At 38.4% G+C, this 24096-nt stretch carries 21 protein-coding genes; 7 read left to right on the top strand and 14 right to left on the bottom strand.

Annotated elements, in window-relative coordinates:
• Positions 1 to 142: 142 nt before the first annotated feature.
• The 6 genes from H592_RS0109470 to H592_RS0109445 form a co-directional block, all read right to left on the bottom strand.
• Complete coding sequence (locus H592_RS0109470; RefSeq protein ID WP_245600399.1) at positions 143 to 1189, bottom strand: TRAP transporter substrate-binding protein; 1047 nt, start codon at positions 1187 to 1189, stop codon at positions 143 to 145.
• Between the two features lie 177 nt (positions 1190 to 1366).
• Entirely contained in the window at positions 1367 to 2347 is a 981-nt protein-coding gene (locus tag H592_RS21945) for a DMT family transporter (RefSeq protein ID WP_051369113.1), read from the bottom strand.
• Positions 2348 to 2428: 81 nt separating this feature from the next.
• On the bottom strand, positions 2429 to 3223 hold the full coding sequence (locus H592_RS0109460) for an HAD-IIB family hydrolase (RefSeq protein ID WP_028868560.1): 795 nt from the start codon (positions 3221 to 3223) through the stop codon (positions 2429 to 2431).
• A 54-nt stretch (positions 3224 to 3277) separates the two neighbouring features.
• Positions 3278 to 4561, bottom strand: coding sequence for a TRAP transporter large permease (locus H592_RS0109455; protein WP_028868559.1), 1284 nt, complete (start codon positions 4559 to 4561; stop codon positions 3278 to 3280).
• Between the two features lie 8 nt (positions 4562 to 4569).
• Positions 4570 to 5088 (bottom strand): TRAP transporter small permease, encoded by a 519-nt coding sequence (locus tag H592_RS21940; RefSeq protein ID WP_051369112.1) that lies wholly within the window; start codon positions 5086 to 5088, stop codon positions 4570 to 4572.
• 354 nt (positions 5089 to 5442) lie between these two features.
• Entirely contained in the window at positions 5443 to 6465 is a 1023-nt protein-coding gene (locus H592_RS0109445; RefSeq protein WP_028868558.1) for a C4-dicarboxylate TRAP transporter substrate-binding protein, read from the bottom strand.
• A 335-nt stretch (positions 6466 to 6800) separates the two neighbouring features.
• Between H592_RS0109445 and H592_RS0109440 the strand changes: the two genes are divergently transcribed.
• On the top strand, positions 6801 to 7514 hold the full coding sequence (locus H592_RS0109440; RefSeq protein ID WP_028868557.1) for a glycerophosphoryl diester phosphodiesterase: 714 nt from the start codon (positions 6801 to 6803) through the stop codon (positions 7512 to 7514).
• Positions 7511 to 8245: a DeoR/GlpR family DNA-binding transcription regulator gene (locus H592_RS0109435; RefSeq protein ID WP_211235648.1), complete on the top strand. Its 735-nt coding sequence runs from the start codon at positions 7511 to 7513 to the stop codon at positions 8243 to 8245. Before H592_RS0109440 ends, H592_RS0109435 begins: the two co-directional genes overlap by 4 nt.
• Positions 8246 to 8374: 129 nt before the next feature.
• Here H592_RS0109435 and H592_RS0109430 read toward each other — a convergent pair whose 3' ends face one another.
• From H592_RS0109430 to H592_RS21935, 7 genes are all read right to left on the bottom strand, one after another.
• Positions 8375 to 9988, bottom strand: a complete 1614-nt coding sequence (locus tag H592_RS0109430; RefSeq protein ID WP_028868555.1) for a glycerol-3-phosphate dehydrogenase/oxidase — start codon at positions 9986 to 9988, stop codon at positions 8375 to 8377.
• Positions 9989 to 10440: 452 nt separating this feature from the next.
• Positions 10441 to 11244 (bottom strand): phosphonate ABC transporter, permease protein PhnE, encoded by an 804-nt coding sequence (gene phnE, locus H592_RS0109425; protein WP_028868554.1) that lies wholly within the window; start codon positions 11242 to 11244, stop codon positions 10441 to 10443.
• Entirely contained in the window at positions 11244 to 12041 is a 798-nt protein-coding gene (gene phnE / locus H592_RS0109420; protein ID WP_028868553.1) for a phosphonate ABC transporter, permease protein PhnE, read from the bottom strand. Before phnE (H592_RS0109420) ends, phnE (H592_RS0109425) begins: the two co-directional genes overlap by 1 nt.
• On the bottom strand, positions 12029 to 12799 hold the full coding sequence (phnC, locus tag H592_RS0109415; RefSeq protein ID WP_028868552.1) for a phosphonate ABC transporter ATP-binding protein: 771 nt from the start codon (positions 12797 to 12799) through the stop codon (positions 12029 to 12031). Before phnC ends, phnE (H592_RS0109420) begins: the two co-directional genes overlap by 13 nt.
• 241 nt (positions 12800 to 13040) lie before the next feature.
• The gene (gene phnD, locus H592_RS0109410) at positions 13041 to 14072 is read right to left on the bottom strand and encodes a phosphate/phosphite/phosphonate ABC transporter substrate-binding protein (protein ID WP_028868551.1); all 1032 of its coding nucleotides are present in this window, start codon (positions 14070 to 14072) and stop codon (positions 13041 to 13043) included.
• Positions 14073 to 14321: 249 nt separating this feature from the next.
• The gene (locus H592_RS0109405) at positions 14322 to 15689 is read right to left on the bottom strand and encodes a sigma-54-dependent transcriptional regulator (RefSeq protein WP_028868550.1); all 1368 of its coding nucleotides are present in this window, start codon (positions 15687 to 15689) and stop codon (positions 14322 to 14324) included.
• Positions 15676 to 17553: an ATP-binding protein gene (locus H592_RS21935; protein WP_051369111.1), complete on the bottom strand. Its 1878-nt coding sequence runs from the start codon at positions 17551 to 17553 to the stop codon at positions 15676 to 15678. The genes H592_RS0109405 and H592_RS21935 overlap by 14 nt, the downstream gene beginning before the upstream one ends.
• Before the next feature lie 712 nt (positions 17554 to 18265).
• Between H592_RS21935 and H592_RS0109395 the strand changes: the two genes are divergently transcribed.
• From H592_RS0109395 to H592_RS0109375, 5 genes are all read left to right on the top strand, one after another.
• Positions 18266 to 19459, top strand: a complete 1194-nt coding sequence (locus H592_RS0109395) for an efflux RND transporter periplasmic adaptor subunit (protein WP_028868549.1) — start codon at positions 18266 to 18268, stop codon at positions 19457 to 19459.
• Positions 19460 to 19462: 3 nt separating this feature from the next.
• The gene (locus H592_RS0109390; RefSeq protein WP_028868548.1) at positions 19463 to 21421 is read left to right on the top strand and encodes a MacB family efflux pump subunit; all 1959 of its coding nucleotides are present in this window, start codon (positions 19463 to 19465) and stop codon (positions 21419 to 21421) included.
• Positions 21422 to 21522: 101 nt separating this feature from the next.
• A complete protein-coding gene (locus H592_RS24395; protein WP_028868547.1) occupies positions 21523 to 21909 on the top strand; it encodes a hypothetical protein in 387 nt (128 codons plus the stop codon).
• The gene (locus H592_RS21930; RefSeq protein ID WP_051369110.1) at positions 21906 to 22997 is read left to right on the top strand and encodes an ATP-binding protein; all 1092 of its coding nucleotides are present in this window, start codon (positions 21906 to 21908) and stop codon (positions 22995 to 22997) included. The genes H592_RS24395 and H592_RS21930 overlap by 4 nt, the downstream gene beginning before the upstream one ends.
• The gene (locus tag H592_RS0109375; RefSeq protein ID WP_028868546.1) at positions 22997 to 23692 is read left to right on the top strand and encodes a response regulator; all 696 of its coding nucleotides are present in this window, start codon (positions 22997 to 22999) and stop codon (positions 23690 to 23692) included. Before H592_RS21930 ends, H592_RS0109375 begins: the two co-directional genes overlap by 1 nt.
• Positions 23693 to 23774: 82 nt before the next feature.
• Here H592_RS0109375 and H592_RS0109370 read toward each other — a convergent pair.
• Positions 23775 to 24096 (bottom strand): IS66 family transposase (locus tag H592_RS0109370; protein WP_028868183.1); only part of this gene is annotated, 322 nt, incomplete at its 5' end.

Raw genomic sequence — 24096 nt, 5'->3', positions numbered from 1 at the left:
ATGCAATCCAGTACATTACGATTCAATAAAATATCACGGCCGTTATTATGACGTTAAAACAGAAATTAATCCTATTCATAAAGGCATTAATAACACTTTAATGAACAGGATTAATATTGAGAGCAGTAAAACTAGGGGCTAACTACTCAGGACTTCTTGCATTTAGGTAAGCTTTTTCTGAAATATCATGCCATTTGATAACTTGATCTCGATAAGCTTTATAAGATGCGTAAACTTTTTTACTCATCTCATCTTTTTGAGCTTCTTCTTCAACCACCTGCTCCGATAACACTTTTAATTCAGCTAACACATCTTTTGGAAAAGGTAATAACTCAATATCGCCTTTACTCATTAACTGTCCAAGTGCCGCATGATTCCGAGTTGTAAAATCGGCTAACATATCTGCATTGGCAATCTTTGTTGCATTTAACACAATCGATTGTAGATTTTTAGGTAATCCTTCTAATGCTTTTTTATTGATCAGGATTTCCATTGATGAACCTGGCTCATGCCATCCTGGGTAGTAATAGTATTTAGCTGCTTTGTTAAGACCAAAAGCTAAATCGTTATACGGGCCAACCCATTCCGTTGCATCAATAGTACCCGATTGTAAAGCAGGGAAGATTTCACTACCCGGTAGCAATACAGGTGTGCCGCCAGCGCGTTTTAACACTTCACCACCTAAACCCGGTATACGCATTTTTAGGCCTTTAACATCGGCTAAACTATCGATACGTTTATTAAACCAACCACCCATTTGCACGCCGGTATTACCGCCCGGCATAGGGACAATACCAAAGGGTTCATAGACTTCATGCCACAGCTCTAAACCACCACCAGTGAAAATCCAGCCATTCATCTCTTGCGCTGTTAGTCCAAAGGGTACCGAGGTGAAAAACTGCCCTGCAGGTACTTTACCTTTCCAGTAATAGGCGGCACTGTGGCCTAATTCTGCGGTACCACGAGAGACAGCATCAAACACTTCTAATGCACCCACTAACTCTTTTGCACCATAAACTTTAACTTGAATTCGTCCGTCACTCATATCATTAATGAGTTTCGCTAATTCATTTGCCCCTGTCCCTAAACCTGGAAAGTTTTTTGGCCAAGTTGTTACCATTTTCCACTTATATTCTGCTTTAGCGGCATTGGCCATAAAAGGCGTTAATAACGCCCCTGCCATCGTCATTCCGATCGCTAATTTTGTAATTATTCTTTTTAACGGCATTCTAAACTCCTTGAATGGTAACGATTATTTATAGTGTTATATTTTCCAATGCTTCACTTATCTGTAATAAAGTCTTTAGGATGTTAATGAATTGCTAACAAGTAGCAAATAAATCATCCCTTAAGTATCGATTTATTTTCAACTTTTTGACATACCTCTAGCCTGAGTATTGAATTTAAACAAAACAGCCAGTTTATTGGCTGGTAGCAGCGCGAATAACATGCCTAACAGAGAGCACACTCCGCCTGCGATATGGAACCAAAATATGGATTCATCAAGAAATACAATTGCCAATACAGCCCCAAATAAAGGCATTAAGGTTATCGATAATGACGCACTTTCCGCCCCTAGTCGTAAAACCCCATTAGTCCAAAATATATAGGCAAGAATAGATGGGAACACCCACAAATAAGCAAACAAACTTATGTGTTCAAAAGAAGGTAAATAAAATTTAAAAAATACAGCTTCAATGGCATAAGCGACCATCAAGAAAGGTAGCCCCAACATGATCAAAATATACAGCACATTAATAGACGATAATTTAAGTGATAACTTTTTCAACAACACAGTAAATAATGCCCACACCACCACAGCAGCAACCATCAATAGATCACCCTGACTGAATTTAAGGCTTAATAAATGCAGCAACTGCCCTTTTGTTAAAATCAGTAATACCCCTAATATTGAAATGACCATACCAAGGAATTGCATGAAACGAGGACGATTACCCAAGACGCGCCATGCCATCAATAAAGTGGCAATCGGAATAAGTGTATTAATAAGGGTAATATTTACTACAGTGGTAAAATTAGCCGCCAAATAAAGCAAGCTGTTATAAAATACGATACTTAATATCGCTAGCCCTGTTAACGCCAATAAATGTGGGCGGATCATTGCCCAATTTTTTATCACTCTTGGCAAGCAAAAAGGCGTAAGCAATATAAACACACCGAACCAACGGAATAGATTCATCGCAATAGGCGCAACTTCAGGCATATAACTTCTGGCTAAAATAGCATTAATGGCCCAAAATAAATTGGTCATTAACAAACCTAAAAAAGCCATCCATAAAATACGATTATTATTTGTTGTATTATTACCAGCCGCTCTGTTAATCAATATTTACTCCATAGGGAATGATCTAGCTAATATAAGTGGTGTGAACCTATTAAAGCAACAATCGTAACAGTGAATGTATTGTTAAGCGAAGTTCTTTATCGCTAATAACTGTTTAGTAAACTCAGCAAAACCATAACCACCCGGTTCAGTCATAATGAATTTTGGATGATGTAAAAGCCTTTCCCAGTAATTTTTGATATTAGCGACCCCCACACTTTTAGGTAAAGCCGCGAACATGAATTGATCATTCAAGGAGTCTCCCACATAACAAGCTTGTGCAAGTATCTCAGAGGTTGATAAGCCTTTTTCCTGCAAAAACTGAAATGATGTCGCTTTTTTAGAATGCTCTCCATACCAGCTATTAATATGAATTGAACTCGCCGTTGCATTAGCGCCTAACATTTTAATCTTAGACACGACTTCTTCAATAACAGGCGTAGCAACAGGGTCGCGATTTTGACCAATATCAATCGCGACTTCACATAAACGATAAGACTGATCTAATGTTAAACCTAGGTCAGGGTAATCCGCTAAAATGCTAGTAACTTGCTCTTTTAAGGTGGCTTGATTTTGTGCAATTTGTTGAAGAGGAAGCCCTGACTTAAGGGTTAAATTACCCGCTTCCTTTTCCATAATAAAAGCGCCATTTTCGCCAATCACTGCATCAACCGGCCACAGTTGTGCAATATGATCGCACCAGCCTGCGCAAGCCCCTGTTACTGCAACCACTTTCAGCCCTGCTTGTTGTAACGCGGCCAGTGCTATTAAGGTCTCTGGTGGCAACTGCCCGTGCCAGGTTAATGTATCGTCAACATCTGTTAATACCCACTGCACCTCTTTCCAATCCTTGGTTAAGGTGTTTTTTAATTGCTTCATTGTATTTCCTTAAGCATCTATAACGCTTATCTATTAATACTTATTTATTCGTGCTTATAACAAGTTAGGTAAGAACATTACTAAACCTTCCGAGTAAGTTAAAATCATTAACACGATTAATAATGCTAATAATAAAGGTGCAACCTCTCGTACAAAGTCGGTCAGTTTTACTTTCAGTATCGAGCAAACCGTAAACATCATGGAACCAAATGGAGGGGTCACACCACCAATCATAATATTAACGATCACAATGATACCGAAGTGCACAGGGTTAACGCCTAGATTAAGCACAGCCGGTAATAACAGCGGAGTTAGGATTATCATTGCGGCACCGCCTTCAATAAACATCCCCACTATCAATAACAGTACGTTAATCAGCATTAACAGCACTAGCTTGTTATCTGTGACTAAGATTAATGCAGAGGCAACGTTCTGCGGAATTTGTTCCAAGGTCATGTAATAACCAAAGATCATCGCACCGATAATAATGAACATGACACTACTGGTGCCTTGCACTGTCTCTTTAAAAATAGCAGGGAAATGTGTCAGCTTTAACTCGCGATAAACAAATAAACCGATGATTGCACACAGTAAAACTGCGATGGCACCTGCTTCTGTAGGAGTGAATAAACCAAAGCGCATACCTAAAATAATCCCGAAGGGAATCAATAAAGCTGGAATAGCTCTGCCTAAATAATGAAGCCTTTCTTTGGCTGGTGCAGGCTCAGATCTTGATGGGGCATACTTTCTACGTCTCGCTATAATTGCAATCGTCACCATTAATGATAATGCCATCATAAAAGCAGGCACATAACCTGCGATGAACATTTCATGCACTGAAACATTGGCTAGCAAAGCATAAATAATTAAATTAATACCAGGAGGAATAACTGGGCTAATACTCGATGATGCAGCTGTAATCGCAGCGGTAAAGGGTAAGTCGTAACCTCGTTTAGTCATTTCTGGTGCAAGTATTTTCGATTGCATGGCTGCGTCTGCATTCGCAGATCCGGAAATGCCGCCCATTAGGGTACTTAGAGCCACATTCACATGTGCCAAACCACCGGTTTTATGACCGATCAATGAATCCGCCAGAGATAACAAACTACGACTAATGCCGGAATAATTCATTACCGACCCCACCATAATAAAGAAGGGGATCGCTAATAGCGGAAATGAGGAAGCCGATGAGATGAATCGTTGCATCACTAGCGTCACAGGGATCGAGGTATTAATAAATAAAAAATAAACCAGCGAAGAAGCTATTAAAGAAAATGCAATCGGTACATTTAGCAAAAACAGAGAGAACAAAATAATAATAGGAAGATAGATTTCCACTGTGTCACCTATATGTCTGACTGCGACGAGGAAGCGTCGCTAGATTGCTTAGTTTGTGCGGATTGCTTAGGTTGCCTAAGCTGCTTAATATCTTTGAAAATAAAATTGACGGTATGAATCGACATCAAAGAGAAACAAAGAAATAGCACACCATTAATAGTGAAGTAGGACATGCCCATCACCGGAGTCACTTTGTTAGACAGCATCATGTAATCGTAACTTAGGTAAGCAAGGATCAAGTTGATAGCCAGTAAGAAAAAGGAAATGACTAGATTAAACGGGATTTTCGCTTTTTCAGGCAACAATGCAATAATCACATCTACGCCCATATGTAGCTTATGTTTATAACAAGAACTAATACCAAAATAGACAGACCAAATAAAGCAAATAACGGCTAACTCTTCACTCCAAGGTACAACAAACCCAAAACCATAACGCAGGATGACATTAATAATGACCATCATGATGGTAATGGAGATAGCAACGGATGCTAAGATTTCTTCAAAATTTTTAAATAAGAAGCCCATGACTTCTCCTACTCGTTAACTCATTGCAGTGCTCGAAAGCAAGCAGCTTAGTAATACATTGTTTTGCTTTAAGCGCACATAAAACAAACTCGCGGCATAACAATATTTAGCTTTTAAAATACATAAATAATACTAGAGACGGGACAACAGTTTACTTAAAAAACACATCAATCATGCTAGAGGCATAAAGCCTATTACGTACTAAAAAAGATGCTGCTTTATCGTTAAAACAATAAAGCAGCATGATTTTATAACCTTTAACGGTAGCAGTGGTAGTGCTTAGCGTTAATCACTCACGTGAATTCTTAATGTTAGTCACTAGGTACAAGGTTAAATGTGGTGATACTACTTCGGCTATTTAGCCGCACGAATTTTTTCAAGTTCAGCACCAATCTTGCTGCGAATATCACTGCTCCATGCTGGGAACTGGTTATAAACGTCAGCAGTTAATTTACTAAACTCAGCGCTATCAACTTCGTTAAATTTAACACCTAACTCTTCCAGTTTTTGCGTGTATTCAGCATCAAGCTTAACTAACTCTTTTGTATTTGAGATGGCACCGGCAGCAAGTTCTTCATTTACAATTTGTTGTTGCTCTGGTGTAAATTTATCCCATAGTTTAGGTGAAATATACAGACCAACAGTCCCTAAGAAATGTTTAGTCAAAGACATGTTTTTAGCCACTTCATACATTTTAGTTGAGTACATTGTTAAAATTGAACCTTCAAGACCATCTACAACACCTTGTTGTACGCCAGCATAGGTTTCAGGGAAAGGCAATGATGCAGGTGCAGCGCCCATTGATGCTAATGTGCTAATAAATAATTGACTACCTGGAACACGAATACGCATACCAGCCATATCAGCAGAGTTTTTAATCTCTTTATTAGTGATCATATGACGGAAACCAAACATGTAATCAGCATTCAGTACTTTGATCCCTTTTGCTTCTACTTGTGCAGTTAAATCGGCCACTAATTGTGTATCCATCATTGCCAGGTATTCATCGTATGAGTTGTATAACATTGGACCTGCTAGGGCAGCAAAGTCTGGCACGTAATCGCCAAGGTAACTTAAATCTTCAACCGCAATCCAATCTGCGCCATTCACGACTTGCTCGAGGTTATCTTTATAAACTGGTAACTGTCCGCCTGGGTAAACTTTAATGTTGATGCCGCCATCGGTACGTTCGCGGATCTTGTCACTCACTTTAATTAGCTCTTGTGTTAGCAGCTCATTTTGAGTGAAAACTAAACTCATGTTGATATCAATTGGTTTAACAGCTTCTGTTGCTGTAGTCGCTGTTTCAGCAGGTTTTTCGCCGCAACCAACAAGTAATGCAGCAGCGGTCATGATGGTTCCAATTACCTTTATCATAAATAATACCTTTATTTGTGAAGTTAAATTTGTGAAGTTACATTTGAGCGCTTCATCAGTTTCTGAAAATAAAAAATGGTTATTTAAGTTGTATGCAGCTGTGCTTACAACATAATTCAAATGAACATTTACAGGATCATATTAAAATTGAGTCAGTGCAAACAACACGTTACAAAAATGTAGACCTGGACATGAAAATACCACTAAATTGTTAACATTTAATGACAATTTATAGTAATGTTTATTTTTTTATTTATTTTCACATTGCTTTGTTTTTGCAATACAATCCTAAATAACAGGTTTTTTACGTTCATTTGAACATTACAGGTGGGTTTATGATCGCAGGTCATCGTGGTGCAGCGTCGCTAGCACCAGAAAATACATTAGCTGGTTTCAAAAAAGCTTTACAGTCTGGTGCAAAATGGATTGAGCTTGATACACAATTGAGTGCCGATAACACCCCCGTCATATTCCATGATGAGACAGTGGATCGTTGTACTAATGGCAAAAATAAAGTTGCAGACTTAACGCTTGAGCAATTACAAGCATTAGATGCAGGTAGCTGGTTTTCAGAGGAGTTTGCAGGAGAACAGATTCAATCTCTAGAGCAAACGCTAGCATTTTTTGTGGCTAATGACTTATCTATGAACTTAGAAATCAAAATTCATCATGACCATCAAGTACAACCTTTAGTCGATAAAGTGGCAGAAGTGTTAGAAAAAATGAACTTCCCACATGAGAAATTAATTATCTCTAGTTTTTCGACATTAGCATTAACGCACTGTCGACAAATAATGCCAACGGTTCGTCTCGGTTATATTACCGAACATGAGCCACGAGCAACATTAGTAAAATTAAAACCGCTCAATTTATATAGCCTGCATATTGATTACAAAATATTAACCGAAGAGATGGCTAAAGAAATCACACAATCAGGCCTAAAATTAAATATTTGGACCCTCAACGATATTCAGCAAGCTAGTAAATTTAGAGCTTGGGGAGTTGAGATGATCATCACAGATAAACCTGATCTGTTTGCTCAAGCATGATAAAGATAAATGCGCGCCAACAAAATATTCTCGCTCGTTTGAGGCAACATGAAGATATTCAGATTGATACTATGGCTGAATATTTTCAAGTTACCACACAAACCGTTCGACGTGATGTTAACCAACTTTGTAAAGCTGGCTATGCACGGCGTATTCACGGTGGGGTTGGTTTGCCAGTACAATTAACCAATACCAGTTATCAACTGCGTAGCGACTTACAGTTTGACGTCAAAGATAAAATTGCCAAAAAAGTCGCCGATTCCATTCCCGATGGCGCGACTATCATGATGGGAATAGGCACCACAGTGACACGTATTGCTTATTATTTAAAAACCAAAAATCGAGTGATCACCAACAACTTGCAAGTAGTGAAGATTTTAGAATCGAACCCTGAAATTGAAGTTTATATTGCCGGAGGCTTATTTAGATCTCAGCAACAGGATGTGGTGGGACACAGTGTGTTAACGTTTTTTAATAGTTTTGAAGCAGATATTGGCATATTGGGATGTGCCGCTGTTACTGAAAGTCATATTGCGATAGAACATGAAACTGCTGAAGCAGAGCTATCACAAAGTATTTTACACAACTCACGACAAACTTGGTTAGTCGCGGATGCAAGTAAGTGGTCGGGTTCGGCTTCAGTGAAAATAGCGTCATTAGCGACATTTGATCAAATCTACACCAATCAAACTAACCTACCTCAAGATTTAGCTATCACTGCAATCGAATAAAATGTTCATTAAGCTAATAATCATTTTTATTCTGCTAAAAGCATAAAAAAAACCACTACGCTTGGTAGTGGTTTTTTTTAACTTAAAGCTTTAGTTAATTTTCAATCTAACAAACTAACCTTCGAGCAATTAACCTCGGTTTAACGAAACCGCGTTACGAAAATCAGCAACTTTCTGTTGTGCCTGGTCACCAAATAAACGTTCACTAACAGCTTCTAGACCGTCTGCATTATCTAAATATTCTTTACGGATCACTAATGTTGCTTTCGAGCGGCGACGCAGTAGATCTTCGAGGTTAACAACCATCTCATTCTCAGCAACCCAATCTATTTCAGCCCAAGTAAACTCTGTATGCTCAAGAGCAAGTTCAGCTTTACTAGGATCTTGTTTAATCGCTTCTAATAGAATAAACGCATCTTCACCGTAACGGCGCCAGAAACGACTTGATAAAGGTTCAATCGCACTTTTTGGTGTTAATTTATCAATCTCTGCCATTGCACTCATAAATTTAGCTTTAACTGAATCAGCAGGTTCACCATACCAACGCGAAGTTGTCTTCTTCATTGGGATCGATAAGTCTTCAACAATATCAGCAATTTCATCACCCACATTAATACAGTCAGTTAATTTACCACCGAAGATACTGATGTGTTTATCAAACTTATTTACATCTATCGCGTGTTTACGAGATAAAGCGACCCAATCTGCAACGCCTTCTTCGGCTTCGATAGCTAATGGTCGAACACCACATCTTTCTGCAATAATATCTGCTTTAGTTAACGGCTTATCTAACTCTAATAATGTATTAGCATTATCAAGAATAAATTGACGATCTTCGTCTGTAACCTCTGTTTTATGGCTCTCTACTTGGTTATCAGTGGTGCCAATACACGTTTTTGAACCCATTGGTAATACAAAGAATAAACGTCCATCGCTTGCAAAGAAGGCCAATACACGGTGATCTTTTGAAATACGTTCAACCGTTAAATGCACACCTTTTGAAAATAAGTGATGATGTGATGTTTTCTGTTTGGTACTTTTATTTACTTGGTCAACCATTGGTCCACAGGCATTGATCAAGGTTTTTGCTTTAATCGTAAAGGTTTCATCAGTGGTATTATCTTTAGCATCGATAACCCATTGATTGTTTTCACGCACCGCCTTAATTGACTCTACATAGTTTGCAACAAGCGCTGATTTTTTTGCAGCCGCCGCTATAAAGTTAAATACAAAGCGCGAATCATTGTCTTTTAAGAAAGCATCTGAGTATTCAAAACCAGCTTGAGCGCCAGTTACTTTAATACTTGGTTCAAGTTGTTTAATGGCATTACGTGTTAGATATTTAGGCGCCATAGTAAATAGTCGACCAAATAACCAATAAGCTAACGTTCCCATGAACACAAACCAAACAGGGAAACGAAAGCCTTTTTGGATAGTGGTTAAGAAACGCACCTCAGTCACTGACGATGGGTAATGCTTCATTAGGTTATTACGGCTCTTACAAAGTTTATTCACTAAACGGTATTCGTGGCTTTCTAAATACTTAATACCACCCCACGCAAGATTTGATGAGTTAGAGCTTGTTGCGCCAGCAAAGTCGCCTTTATCGATCAGGCCAACTTTAACTCCCTTGGCAGCCAAAGATGCAGCAGCGACAGCACCGTTGATACCACCCCCTAAAATAAGGACATCTAACTCTTCTTCAGCTAGTTGTTTAATATTGTTCGTTCTATTGAGGCTCATTTCGGAATCCTTGAATTAAATGTTCGTTCGCGCCAGTTTATGTTCACATTAGAACATATAGTTTTTCTAATTAATATGATCATTCGCACTTTACAGATAAAAATATGATGATTATTGAATTAAAAACGTACTATTTAAGTTGTAATGACTTTCATTACGTAAAAAAAACCAACTGAAATTAATCAGTTGGTTTTCGAGGCCAGCTCTATGATGTTGATTCATTTAATAGTTTAGTCAGTAATGCCCTTAAATGACCCATTAACAACTGACTCCAATAATGAGTAACATCTTGAGTAAAATACGCCTTTAAATAGAACAACATAAAAAAATGACCTATCTGACTGTTAACAATCACGATAACCGTCACTTTAACAACAGCAATAAGTACTGATATGTATTAAAACGTTTATAGCGTTTCATTCCCATCAACAACTATTTCTATCAACAAGCAGCTATATCAATCGTTTACGGATCTGAATAGCAACAATCTCAGCAACAATAACAACCGCAAAGATACTTACTAACACCATCGCTACTTTTTGCCATTGGAATAAGTTTTGCGCATCATTCAGTACCACACCGATACCACCAGCACCTACTAAACCTAATACCGCCGATTCACGCACATTAATATCCCATCTAAATAGTACAATTGAATAAAATGCAGGCATCACCTGCGGCCAATAACCTTTTACTAAAATACTGCCCCAAGGTGCTCCCGTTGCTTTCAAAGCTTCAATGGTGCCCATATTCACTTCAGCCAATGCTTCAGATAATAATTTACCCACAAAACCAATACTACGAATCGCGATAGCCATTATCCCAGCAATAACACCAGGTCCAAACAAGGCAATAAATAACAAAGCCCAAACTAATGAGTTAATAGATCGTGTTGCCACTAAAAAGAATTGTGCAATCCAATTGAGTGTTTTACTAGGAGTTATATTAGGTGCATTTAATAAGGCTAAAGGCACAGCAAAAATTAATGTAATCAGTGTACCTAGCGTAGCAATATGTAATGTTTCAATTAACGCATCATGAATTGAACTAGGGTAAAATGCGTAATCTAGCGGTGTCATCCGTTGAAACATATCCAACAATTGCTCTGGTGCATCGTATAAAAACTCTTCAATCACTTCTACACTTTGCCATGACCATACCAGTGACACCACGATCACCAAATAAACAGCAAAACGCGAGATCCTTTCCTGTAACGTAAATCTTTTCCACTCTAAATCGATACTTGAAGTTGTCATTAGAAAATCCTTCTAACTAAATTTGAGAGCATTTCACCAACCAGAATAATAGCGATAATGGTAATTAAAATGGCAGAGACAAAATCGTAATCAAAGCGTTGGAAGGCTGAGAATAAAGTCCCGCCTAAACCACCAGCGCCAACAATGCCAACCATGGTTGAGTTTCTTAAATTTGAATCTAACTGGTAACTGGCGAAACCGATAAAACGGGTAAATACCTGTGGCATAACGGCATAAATAATCACACTAAAGAAACTTGCCCCGGTCGCTTTAATCGCTTCTACCGAGTTAAATGAAATCTCTTCAATTGCTTCAGCAAATAATTTAGCGATAAAACCAATGGATGCAAATATCAGCGTTAAGATCCCAGCTAACGCACCAAAACCAACCGCTTTAACAAAAATAATAGCGATGATAACGGGATGAAATGAACGACACAGCGCAATAAAGGCACGTACCGGAGCAGTGATCATAATAGGCATCATATTACGAGCCGCTAAAAGGCCAATAAACAATGAAATAACGATACCAAAAAAACTAGAAATAATGGCAATTTGTAAGCTTTCAGCCACCCCATCCATCAACAAACCAACACGAGAAAAGTCTGGTGGAAACATTCTTGTTAGCAAGCGCTCACTCTCGCTAAATCCTAATAAAATTCGCTCTAATGATAACCCTAATGAACTGGCACTGTAAAAAATATAAGCAATTACAACTACCCACAGCGCACGATTTAATAACGAGGCTTTAAATGGGTTAACCGCATGCCTAGTGCTAGATTTGGCTAATCCATCCATGACTCACCTCCATAAATGACTTTCAGATCAGCCTCACTAATATCTTCAGGTGGACCATCGTAATGCACTTTACCATTGGACATACCAATGATTCTTTTAGCGTAACGTTTAGCCAGATTTACATCATGGATATTAAGTAACACAGGAATATCATTACGTTGTGCAAAGGTTTCCATTAGCTCCATGATTTCAACAGCTGTTTTTGGATCTAATGAAGAAGTTGGCTCATCAGCTAATAATAGATAAGGTCCCTGCATTACGGCTCTGGCGATACCAACTCTTTGTCGTTGTCCACCGGATAATCCATCGGCTCGTTGATTTGCAAAGTCAGTTAATCCAACCACCTCTAATAATTCAAAGGCATGTTTTAAATCTTCCGGTTTATAGTTACGACGCCACGCATCCCAAGAACTCATATAACCTAAGCGTCCACTCAATACGTTTTCTAAAACTGTCAATCGCTCCACCAGGTTATATTCTTGGAATACCATGCCTATGTGTCTACGCATCTTGCGTAATGCTTTACCTTGAAGTTTAGTTAAATCAGCGCCGTCAAATAAGATTTCACCACTGCTAGGGTCATTTAAACGATTGATACATTTTAATAATGTACTTTTACCTGTGCCTGAAGGGCCAATAATGGCTACGATGCCAGATTCATTAATATCAATATTGATGCCTTTAAGGACAGGTTTACCAGCGATATATTCATGATGAAGATCGTTAATTTTAATTGCGTTAGAACTTGTAGATGCCATGGTGACAATTCCTTGTATCAACAGAAATGCTAAGTAATACCAATTTAATTTAATAAATGATCTATTTTGATGCCAATGAAAAGTGATGAAAAAAGGTATTGATGACAGCAACGAGTTGTTCTCATTACAATTCAATAATAACGCTTTGATTCATATTCACAGGCATAAATGAACGGATAATTCGTTAGATTGGTAAAATAGGCCGAAGATCTATTTTCAGCCTATTACTTAGGTAGTTTTATTATTTTTCAGCGGCTAAAGCTGCTGCTTTTTTTGCGGCTTTCTTAGCAGCATTCTGTTCAGCTAATTTTTGTAAACCAGCTTTTGTATAAGCAGTGCCGGTAGCATGCGCGATATCGCGGATCACACCCCAGTCTTGTTTATAGGTAATAGGTGCAAATCTATCTGCTCCTTTAAACGTAGCACTCATTTCCGGTGTAAAGCGGTAAGTTGAGAAGGCACTCTCTATTTTTTTAACAAGCTCAGGGTTAAGATCATTTGCATAACCAAATGCAGAGGTTGGGAATTTTGGACTACGGTAAATAATTTTAATGTTTTCATCATCAACACGGTCCGCAGCCACCATACGGTCGTACACATCTGAAGCGACTGGTGCAGCATCATAATCGCCATTAAACACCCCTAATATAGATTGGTCATGCTTACCTGAGTACAACACTTTATAGTCTTTATCTGGCACGATACCTAAAGCAGGGAATAAAGCACGCGGTGCTAAGTTACCAGAGTTAGAAGAAGCAGAAGTATGTGCAACCTTTTTACCCTTTAGATCTGCCATTTCATCAATGCCACTGTCTTTTCGAGTAATAGTGATCAAATTATAACCTTGGAAACCTTCCGCAGTACCTTTTACCGCAATCGGCACATAACCCGCTAGATTAACGGCATAACCTGTTGGGCCCGTAGAAAACCCTGCAATATGTAAACGTCCTGAACGCATCGCTTCAACTTGAGCAGAATTAGAGTGTACTGTGTAATAGACAACACGTTTGCCAGTGACTTTACTTAAGTGTTCTTGGAAATCTTTGAAGGCATCTTTATAAACAGCAGGATCTTCAACGGGTGTATAAGTAAACACCAACGTACTTGGGTCGCGCCACTGCTCAGGATCTTTTGGAGAATCAGCCACTAAATCATTATTTTCATCACAGTATCTATCATCTAACACGCCACGGTTTGTACATCCGTCAGCAAATGCCATTGCAGGTAACGCAAGCGCACCAGTGAGTAATAATCCTTTGTATAATTTATTCATTTTACTTCCTTTTAGTTATGAGATTGTCATGCTTGTAACTGGCTATCTGTTGAGTTGTTCAACGAACGATGCAATGGCCTGTTACTGTGTCACTAGGCCGATCGTTCAGGTATAAGCTATAGCAAGCCGAATGCCAAAACAAAAAAACACTAAAAATCAGTTACTTGAATTAATATTAAATAAATCACATACTTTTTTGAGTCACTAAAGTCACTTTAGTTAAGGTTTAAAAATCGCATAATGGGTCACTTATGTCTCTTTTGTTGCCTTCACTCTAAAATCAAATTTATCAATGTTATATTTTTTTAATTTACGGTAGAGCGTTTTTCTCGGCAGGTTTAATTGCTCCGAAGAAACATTAATGTTCCCTGCTGATTTTGCTAACGCTTCTAATAACAAAGCTTTTTCATAGCCCTCCATTTGTAGGTCAAAATCAAACCCTTCAGGCTCAATTTCAGCAATTGTTTTTTGTAAATTAAAGCCTTGCCCGTCAATCCCTAATACAAACCTATCAGCGACATTTCTTAACTCACGGGTATTCCCCGGCCAGTCATGCATATTCAATGCGCGTAATTGCTCACATAATAAAACCGGAGGTTGCGTTTGAAACTTTTCACAGGACTTTTTCACAAAATGACAAAATAACGGGTGCACATCTTCCACACGTTTTTTTAATTTGGGGATATTGATGCTGGCCACATTTAAACGATAAAACAGATCTTTTCTAAACAGACCTTGGTTACTGAGTTCTTCTAAATTTGCTTTACTTGCAGCCACCACCACAATATTAACAGGTATCAATTGATTACCACCGACTCGTTCAACCACCCTTTCCTGCAAAACACGTAAAAGTTTTATCTGCACTGAGATAGGCATACTTTCAATTTCATCTAAAAAAAGCGTGCCGTTATTAGCTAGCTCAATTTTTCCAATACGTTGTTTACTGGCATTCGTAAATGACCCTAACTCATGTCCAAATAACTCACTTTCAATAATACTTTCAGTCATCCCGCCGCAATTAATGGCCACAAAAGGCTGCTCTTTTCGTACACTAAATTGATGCAGAGCATTAGCAACGACCTCTTTGCCGGTACCGGTATCACCATTAATAATGGTATCAACACCACTTTTTGCTAGCACTAATATTTGTTGGCGGATCAGCTCAATACTGCGCGATTCGCCAATCACAAACTCTTCAATAGTCGGAGAACTATTATGCTCAAGCGCATTATCGGGGTCATCGAACTGACGTTTAGCAAAGGCATCATTTAATTTAACGATTAAATCAGAAGGCACTAACGGTTTTTCTAAAAAGTCATAGGCACCATTTTTAATTGCTTGCGTCGCCATCGGAATATCACCGTGTCCACTCATTAATAACACCGGCAAATTGGTGACGCGTTTATTAATGGCATCCAACAACGTTAAACCATCAATATGCGGCATTTTCACATCACATAAGACAACACAATGACTGTCTGGCCTCAAAGAACGTAAAGCGAGTTTGGGGTCAGTGAAGGGTAAAACTTCAAACCCCTCTAATTCAAGCATCTCTGTTAACGCTTCGATCACGTCTATTTCATCATCAATCAGCACCACTATTTTAGTATTTTGCATCGCTAGAACACTCCTCGTTGAGTTTCTTTAATTCAATGGTGAAGGTCGCACCTTTTCCTCGCTCTGATTGCACAGACAAGTTGCCATTGAAATCTTTAATAATGTTAAAAGTAATGGATAAACCTAACCCTAATCCTTTACCAACCATCTTCTTAGTGAAAAAAGGATCAAAGATATGCGGCAGGTCTTCACTGATAATACCTTCACCGTTATCCTTCACCTTAATGCAAAGTGAGTGATCACTTTCAGTGACATAAATATGTATATGTGCATCATCAACGCCTTCCACTGCATCTAATGCATTGGCAATAATATTCACCATAACCTGCTCAAGACGAATAGCATTCGCCGACACAAAATAGTTGTCTAACGGGACATAGCTGATCTTACATTTACCATAATCAATGCGGCTTGATAACAACTCTAATGCTTCTGTGATCACGCTACTGACGCAGACCTTTTCAAGTTTCCCATCTGATTTACGGGCAAATGATTTTAAATGCTGGGTAATAACAGAGGTTTTAGCGATTAACTTTTCTATCTTGCACAGACTATTTTTTACTTTGTCCAGCTGCTTCCTTTCCAACCAAATTGACGCACTGTGTAAATGACTATTAACCGCAGTTAACGGTTGATTGATTTCATGGGTAATTCCCACACTCAATCCACCTAATGCAGCTAACTTTCCGGACTGGACTAGCTCATTCTGTAAGGAGATTAATTGTTTATTGGTCTGTTCGAGCTTTTGAGAGTTGGCTTGAAATAGCAGCACATCTTTGGCCATTTCAGTTATTTCGTCATGACCTTTAATTTGAATCGGTGTATTCAATTTTCCAGAAGAGATTAAGCGCATACTTGACTGCAAATCACGAATCCGTTGCAGAATGTTATTTCTAACATAAAACCAAGAGAAAAAGACCGCGGCACACAGGCTAAAGAAGGAGACAGACAATGCTAACTTCATGTTTTTTAATAACCGTTGTTCAGTCGCATCTATTTCCGAATCCACTTGCTGATTAACCCGTTTGGCATAACTTTCTACTTGTACTGCTAATTGATGTAACTGCAACCGGCTATTGCCCCAAAGGAATTTCTGTTGGTAATTTAAATCAATCTGTTGGTTTTTTAAGTTAAATAATTTGCCCTGCCGAGACATCATATTATTAATGAAAACAAGCCGCTTATTAAGGGATGGGTCAGTATTTTCTAATTGTCCTGCTTGCCAAAACTCCCACCAATTACTGCCTACTTTTTCTAAGCGTAAAATAGTGTTATCCAACTCGTTAAATGTCAGGTCGTTATAAAGCTTTTCAGCTAAACCAAATTGGTAATATAATAATCTGCGTAATTCATTGTGGTTAATCGCTGTTTTTTTTGTATCATTTAACTGCGATAACCATTGATCCGTTGCAATCAAAAAGGGGAATAGCCCACTCAGCAGATCTTTGAACTGTGTATTTAATACCTGCATTTTGACTTCATTAGTGTAAAGCAGACTTAAGTTGTAATTAATCTGATTAATAAGGTTTTTAAAGTATTGATTATAATCTGGAAAATCAACCATCAACTCACTCATCGTGGACAGTGAACGCTCAATTTCTTGCATTGCCTGGTCACGCTCTTGGTCCGATTCAGCGGAAAGAATAATAAAAGAAGTAGAAATGATGGTACGAGCAAGGTCATTAAGACGCGCGGCTTCCTCTAAAGAAACCATATCTTCCTGTTGAATTTCAGTCAGTCGATTTAAGGTTTCATTAAAGGTTGAATAGGAAACACTGGACACTAAAATAGTCGAAAAGGCCAACACACTGAAGGCAAAGACAAGTCTAAATCCAATACCAAAATACCTGGCTTTTGCGCGCATTAAATTCCGCCTAGCATTGATTTATTAACCCGCTGTATTTGTTCCAAAAACATTACTTACTCTCTTTTATTTAACCATTACTTTCACCGCTCAATAGTCACTGACCTGAATAAATAATCAGGCGAAAATGTGTATATTGATAAGCTCAGCAGGTTGTATTAATGCAGTATTAACAGTGAAAAGGATTGGCGATTAAGGCTTTCACTCGAAGGAGATGATTCAACAAAACAGCTATAAAGTGGCTTATCAAGCCGCTCATAAGATCGCAGTATAGGACCTAAACACTTTACAAATATTGCCCGTTATAAATAGAGCAACTGATAACAAGGAGATTACACCTCATTAACACGGATTAAACATTCTCAAGAAAAAAACATGCTTTTGAACACGTTAAATGAGCAGAAATGAACACGAATGTGACCTAGGTAAGTTTAAGTAGATAAAAGATTGTTGCCCCCTTTTAGTTATCAGTATTTCATGTTCAATACGCTATTGCTCAATATCATTAATGCAGTCACATTGAATAATGTGGTGTACGAAAGCACATCTACACAATTACCACAAAATCACATAGAAAATAAAAATAGTTATTTAAATACATATAGTTAATTTATTTTTTAATCTCCATATTTTGACCATATTTGCCCCTTATACTTTCCCTAATCGCTTTCATAGAAGCACTTCTACTTTTACTAATAAGATTGGATCAGTCATGAATAAAAAAATAAAGAATCTAACGATATTAATATTATTCGCTGTTGGAGTTGGTTTCTCGATTAAATACTACTTTGCAGAAAATGAACAAAACCTTGTTTTTACTACCGACTTTGTGAAAAAAGGCAATATAGAAAATGTAGTCCTAACAAATGGCGTACTTTATCCCTATACCCTCGTTGATGTAGGTTCTCAAGCTTCAGGACAAATAGACAATATTGCAGTTAATCTCGGCGATCAGGTTAAAAAAGGTGATTTAATTGCCCAAATAGACAATTTGACGCAAAAAAATACGTTAAAAGAAGCGCAAGCGTCACTTAGTATTATCAATGCTCAATACCGAGCAAAACAAGCACAAATATATGAAGCAACAGCAGAATTTGAACGCCAACAAAAAATGTTTAAAAATGGTGTGGCTTCGCAGTCCATTTTCGACACGGCGCAGGCAACGTTAACCGTATATAGCGCAGAACTAGAACAAATCGAAGCGCAAAAAGAACAAGCGTTGATCAGTGTCGATAACGCCAAATTAGAATTGGGTTATACGACCATCGTTGCGCCTATCGATGGCACTGTTATTTATATTTCTGCACAACAAGGTCAAACTATCAGCAACAATCAAGAAACGCCTAGCATTGTTGAACTTGCACAGCTTACAACCATGACCATTAAAGCTGAAGTATCAGAAGCAGACGTTATTCATATAAAACCAGGGCAACAGGTTTACTTTTCAATTCTTGGTGATGCTAAACAAAAATACACGGCAGTATTACGTGCAATTGAGCCTGGTCCTACGTTATTGACTGGCGATGATAGTCAGCTGAGCATAGGTGACAGTGATGCTATTTATTACAATGCATTATTTGATGTCGACAACCCTGATCAGCTATTACGTATTGGTATGACGGCACAGGTCTCGATTATTTTAGACAGTGCTGCAGATGTATTACAGGTTCCAGCTCAAGTACTGACCAAAACGCCCAACAAACAGAATAGCTATCAAGTACCTGTCAAAGTAGATAATAAAGTCGAGTACCGTGATGTTGAAGTTGGCATCAATAACAGTGTTAATGCACAAATATTATCAGGACTTGAAGAAGGTGACGAAATTATCATCGGCCAATCTTCTGCAAATCAAGCCACTACCTCTAGCCGTCAGGCCGGTGGCCGTCAAAAACAAGCGGGGCTTTAATCTATGAGTGAAGTACTACTTGAAATTGCAGGTGTCAGTCGAACATTTAGCGCTGGAGAACAAGATCTTACCGTGTTAAATAACGTGAGTTTAAAAGTTCACAGAGGCGAAATGATCGCTATTGTTGGAGCATCAGGTTCAGGCAAGTCAACCTTAATGAATATTTTAGGCTGTTTGGACAAGCCTTCGGCAGGCCAGTATCTGATTAATGGTCAAGATACGTCTAAAATGGATGAAGACCAATTAGCGGCACTGCGCCGTGAATATTTTGGTTTTATATTTCAGCGTTATCATCTACTGGGTGACCTTTCTGCCGTCGCGAATGTGGAAGTACCAGCATTATACGCCAGTGAAGATAAAGCAACTCGTCGAGCAAAAGCTGAAGCATTGCTGACTCGATTAGGGTTGAGTGACAGGCTTGATCACAAACCAAGTCAATTAAGTGGTGGCCAGCAGCAACGAGTCAGTGTTGCACGTGCACTGGTCAATGGTGGCGACGTTATTTTAGCAGATGAACCAACAGGTGCACTTGATAGTAGCAGCGGCGAAGAAATGATGAAGCTGTTACAAGAATTACATAAAGACGGTCATACCATTATCTTAGTGACCCATGACTTACAGGTTGCGAAGTTCGCTGATCGTATTATTGAGATAAAAGACGGTGAAATAAAAAGTGACACAGTCACTAACCCAAAAACGGAAACAATTAATGCCGTCGAATTTAAAAAAGAGAAAAAGGCGACTATCCCAAAAAACAGTTTATTTGATTGGACACGTTATCTTGAAGCGCTAAAAATGGCATTAACTGCCATGTCTAGTCATAAACTGCGTACGTTTCTAACCATGCTTGGCATTATTATTGGTATCGCATCCGTTGTTTCCGTTGTCGCTCTGGGTAACGGCTCTCAACAAGCGGTTCTTGAAAATATGGCATCAATGGGCACCAACACGATTGAAATTAAACCCGGTAATGGACTGGGTGATCGCCGTTCTGGTCGAATACGCACGTTAACAGCCAGTGATGCAGAGATTCTCAAAACATTACCATTTGTTGATAGTGTTACGCCCACAGTGAGAGCTGATGTGGCAATTCGCTATAGCAACCAAGCCCTCACCGGTGAAGTACAAGGTGTAGGTTCGGAGTATTTTAGAGTAAAGGGTTACACTTTAGCGCAAGGCCAATATTTTGATGAAAATAGCGTTGATGATCTCGCTCAAGTGGCAGTAATTGACTCAAACACTGTCGCCTCTTTGTTCCCAAAAGAATCAGCACTCGGTAAAGTAATATTTCTAGGTCAACTACCCGTACGAGTAATTGGGGTAACAGAACCAAGAGAAAGTGCCTTTGGCAACACTGATGCATTAAATGTATGGATCCCTTACACCACTGTGTCAGCACGTATTTTCAGACAAAATGATGTTAATGATATTACTGTACGAATTAATGACAGCGTATCTAGCACCGCTGCTGAACAGGGTATTATTAAGCTAATTAAGATGCGCCATGGTGTGGAAGACTTTTTTACTGTTAATACCGATACTATTCGAGAAAATATTGAAAAAACGTCAGCGACGATGACCATGCTTATTTCAACCATAGCGTTTATATCTCTGATTGTAGGGGGCATTGGTGTTATGAATATTATGTTAGTGTCAGTAACTGAACGTACCCGTGAAATAGGTATTCGAATGGCAGTAGGTGCTCGTAAGCATGATATTTTACGACAATTTTTAATTGAAGCGGTTTTAGTCTGTATTTGCGGTGGTATTTTGGGTATTTCATTGGCTTTTTTAATTGGCCTTATCTTTGCCTCGAGCAGCAGTGACTTTCAAATGATTTATTCAACAAATTCAATCATTACCGCATTTGCTTGCTCAACTTTAATCGGTGTTTTATTTGGTTATTTACCTGCACGCAATGCCGCCAAATTAAACCCTGTTGACGCACTTGCGCGAGACTAAGAGAGCATCTAGCTAGCTTTAAAATGGTGAGTATTGAACAACTACTATCAATAAAAGATAAGTTAACCTATTTTTAATCAGCAGCATAAGAAGGAAATGACGTGAAGTTATTTTATAAATTTTTCTTTGCATTTTGCATTACCAGCTTTGTTGCTGTGGGATTAATGCTGTCTTTAATTACCGTTAATTTATCCACCAGCTTTAATGATTTTGTGAATGAGGCAGAGCATAAACAAGTTTCAAATTTGAAAAGCAGAATTGTCTCTTATTATCGAGATAACGGCAGTTGGCAACGGCTCAAAGGCAATGAACCTCTCTGGAAAGAGATGCTAGGCGCTAAAGTAAACAGCAATGCTGCGGATTCAACACCAACGAGCAACAGACAAAATGCCACTGAAACTAATGACAACCTACTCGCCTTAAGTAGTTTGTTGCAAACACAAAAAAGATTGAGCCTATATGATGTTGATAAACACAAAAAAGATTGAGCCTATATGATGTTGATAAACAAGTTATTATTGGTAGAGACTTAATAACTGACAACCCCTATAGCGAAGTCATTGAGCTCAATGGAAAAATAATAGGCTGGCTGAGTTTAGTGCCCTCTGAGCTTGTCGAAGGCAGCCCAGGAAATGAATTTTTAGCACAACAATACAAAAATTATTACATCATCGCGCTGATGGTTATTGCACTAGCTTTAGTCACCGCTTGGTTATTTTCAAGACACCTGCTGGCGCCTATTAGCTCTCTTATCGATGGCACCTATACCTTGATTCGAGGTAATTACCGCCTTCGAATTGAAAAGAAAACCAATGATGAACTCGCCTTGCTGTCCGATAACGTTAATGTATTAGCTGAAACCTTAGACAAAAATCAGAATAACCGCTTTAAATGGATGTCAGATGTGACCCATGAATTAAAAACACCTTTGACCGTGTTAAGAGGTCAGTTGATCGGTATTCAAGATGGTGTATTTATAGCAGATGAACAACGCGTGCAGTTATTCATCGACCAGATAGACAGTATGAGCAATATCGTTAATGACCTGTATCAGCTATCTATCACTGACGTTGGTGGACTTACTTATAAAAAACAACCGCTTAATCCGATTCAAATATTACTGCAAGTAGCAGATAGCTTTACTGCCAAATTTGAACAAAAAAAGTTCTATGTAGATTGTTCACAGTTGGCACAACTGATGGCAGATAAAAAATGTAGCGTATTAGCCGATAAGGATAGGATAAGGCAGTTATTTGTTAACCTGTTTGAGAATTGTTGCCGTTATACGGATGCAAGTGGGAAAATTCAGATTTCAGCTCAAATTGTTGCTAAGCAACTACATATTCAAATACAAGACTCCGCTCCGGGCGTACCATTAGCTATCCAAGATAAGTTGTTTGAACGCTTTTATCGTGTAGAACCCTCTCGTAATCGTGGTTACGGAGGGTCGGGGTTAGGGTTAGCTTTATGTAAACAAATTATCGATGCGCACCAAGGCGAGATTAGTACTTCTGATTCCTCATTAGGCGGACTCAGTATTAATATTACACTGCCAGAACACAGGAGTTATACGTAGTGAATAAGCAGAAAATTCTCATTGTTGAAGATGAAGCTCATATTGCCGAGGTCTTAATCGCCTATTGTCAGAATAATGGTTACCTGGTTGAACACCTTAGTAGCGGTAAAGAAGTGATCTCTTTTGTTGAAGAAAACAGTGTAGATCTAATACTGCTCGATTTAATGCTGCCGGATATTGATGGGCTGGAAATCTGCAAAAAAATCAGAAAGTTCTCACAACTGCCGATTATTATGATCACAGCCAAAGGTGAAGAAATTGATAAATTACTGGGATTAGAATTTGGTGCAGATGATTATATTTGTAAACCCTTTAGCCCTAGAGAAGTAATGGCAAGAGTCAAAACCGTGCTACGTCGAGTGACCAATAATAATACAGAGTTGGATGCAGCTAATAGCATTAAACACTCAGAGTTTGAGATGACAATTAATGAATTTGAAGTCACCTTTAAAGGCCAATTCTTAGATCTTACTCCCAGAGAATTTTTAATACTTCGGCTCTTTTTAGAAAACAGCGGACGTGTTTTTAGCCGAGACGAAATCTTAGTTTATGCTTACAGCGATACCTTGGATATCTCCGATCGCAACATCGATACACACATTAAAAATATCCGTAAAAAGATTAACCAAATAGCAGAAGAAGCAGAACCGATCCGTTCTGTATATGGCATTGGTTATAAGTTTAATAAATTGTAGTGAAATATTTTTATTAAGTCATAAAAAATACTGACAGTTTTAACTTTTAGTTTTTCAAATGAGATAGATACATTTTTTGTAACTACTCAGCAGGGATAAAAATATTAGGTAGCATGCCATTCAACAATAGCGTTAAAGCAGTAGAGCCACTTACTCCCTGCTTTTTACAGCTTGATAAGTAACTACGAAGACCAAAAAACATTTCTGCTCCATATTCGCTCCTGAAGCAGCCCGAGATCTTCTGCTGAACTTTTGCCATCCTCAAGTCATTTTCGCCTTGATTATTAGTAAAAGGTACGGCTTTATCGATCATAAACCTGAGTACGTCATCTTCATAATTTTGTAAACGCTCAAGTAAATTTCTAGATTTTGTTTTTTTCACCCTGCCTCGTTGGCGGGTAGTT

Source organism: Psychromonas arctica DSM 14288, from assembly GCF_000482725.1.
GTDB lineage: Bacteria > Pseudomonadota > Gammaproteobacteria > Enterobacterales > Psychromonadaceae > Psychromonas > Psychromonas arctica.
The sequence above is the reverse complement of the archived record's forward strand: the minus strand, read 5'-3'. Positions and strand labels throughout refer to the sequence as shown.

Coding starts and splice junctions, on each gene's coding strand:
- H592_RS0109445 (WP_028868558.1), bottom strand. CDS start 6,465: ATGATAAAGGTAATTGGAACCATCATGACCGCTGCTGCATTACTTGTT.
- phnC (WP_028868552.1), bottom strand. CDS start 12,799: ATGGCATCTACAAGTTCTAACGCAATTAAAATTAACGATCTTCATCAT.
- phnE (WP_028868553.1), bottom strand. CDS start 12,041: ATGGATGGATTAGCCAAATCTAGCACTAGGCATGCGGTTAACCCATTT.
- H592_RS0109440 (WP_028868557.1), top strand. CDS start 6,801: ATGATCGCAGGTCATCGTGGTGCAGCGTCGCTAGCACCAGAAAATACA.
- H592_RS0109470 (WP_245600399.1), bottom strand. CDS start 1,189: ATGACGATGGCAGGGGCGTTATTAACGCCTTTTATGGCCAATGCCGCT.
- H592_RS21935 (WP_051369111.1), bottom strand. CDS start 17,553: ATGCGCGCAAAAGCCAGGTATTTTGGTATTGGATTTAGACTTGTCTTT.
- H592_RS0109435 (WP_211235648.1), top strand. CDS start 7,511: ATGATAAAGATAAATGCGCGCCAACAAAATATTCTCGCTCGTTTGAGG.
- H592_RS0109405 (WP_028868550.1), bottom strand. CDS start 15,689: ATGCAAAATACTAAAATAGTGGTGCTGATTGATGATGAAATAGACGTG.
- H592_RS0109430 (WP_028868555.1), bottom strand. CDS start 9,988: ATGAGCCTCAATAGAACGAACAATATTAAACAACTAGCTGAAGAAGAG.
- H592_RS0109460 (WP_028868560.1), bottom strand. CDS start 3,223: ATGAAGCAATTAAAAAACACCTTAACCAAGGATTGGAAAGAGGTGCAG.
- H592_RS21940 (WP_051369112.1), bottom strand. CDS start 5,088: ATGGGCTTCTTATTTAAAAATTTTGAAGAAATCTTAGCATCCGTTGCT.
- H592_RS0109390 (WP_028868548.1), top strand. CDS start 19,463: ATGAGTGAAGTACTACTTGAAATTGCAGGTGTCAGTCGAACATTTAGC.
- H592_RS0109395 (WP_028868549.1), top strand. CDS start 18,266: ATGAATAAAAAAATAAAGAATCTAACGATATTAATATTATTCGCTGTT.
- phnD (WP_028868551.1), bottom strand. CDS start 14,072: ATGAATAAATTATACAAAGGATTATTACTCACTGGTGCGCTTGCGTTA.
- phnE (WP_028868554.1), bottom strand. CDS start 11,244: ATGACAACTTCAAGTATCGATTTAGAGTGGAAAAGATTTACGTTACAG.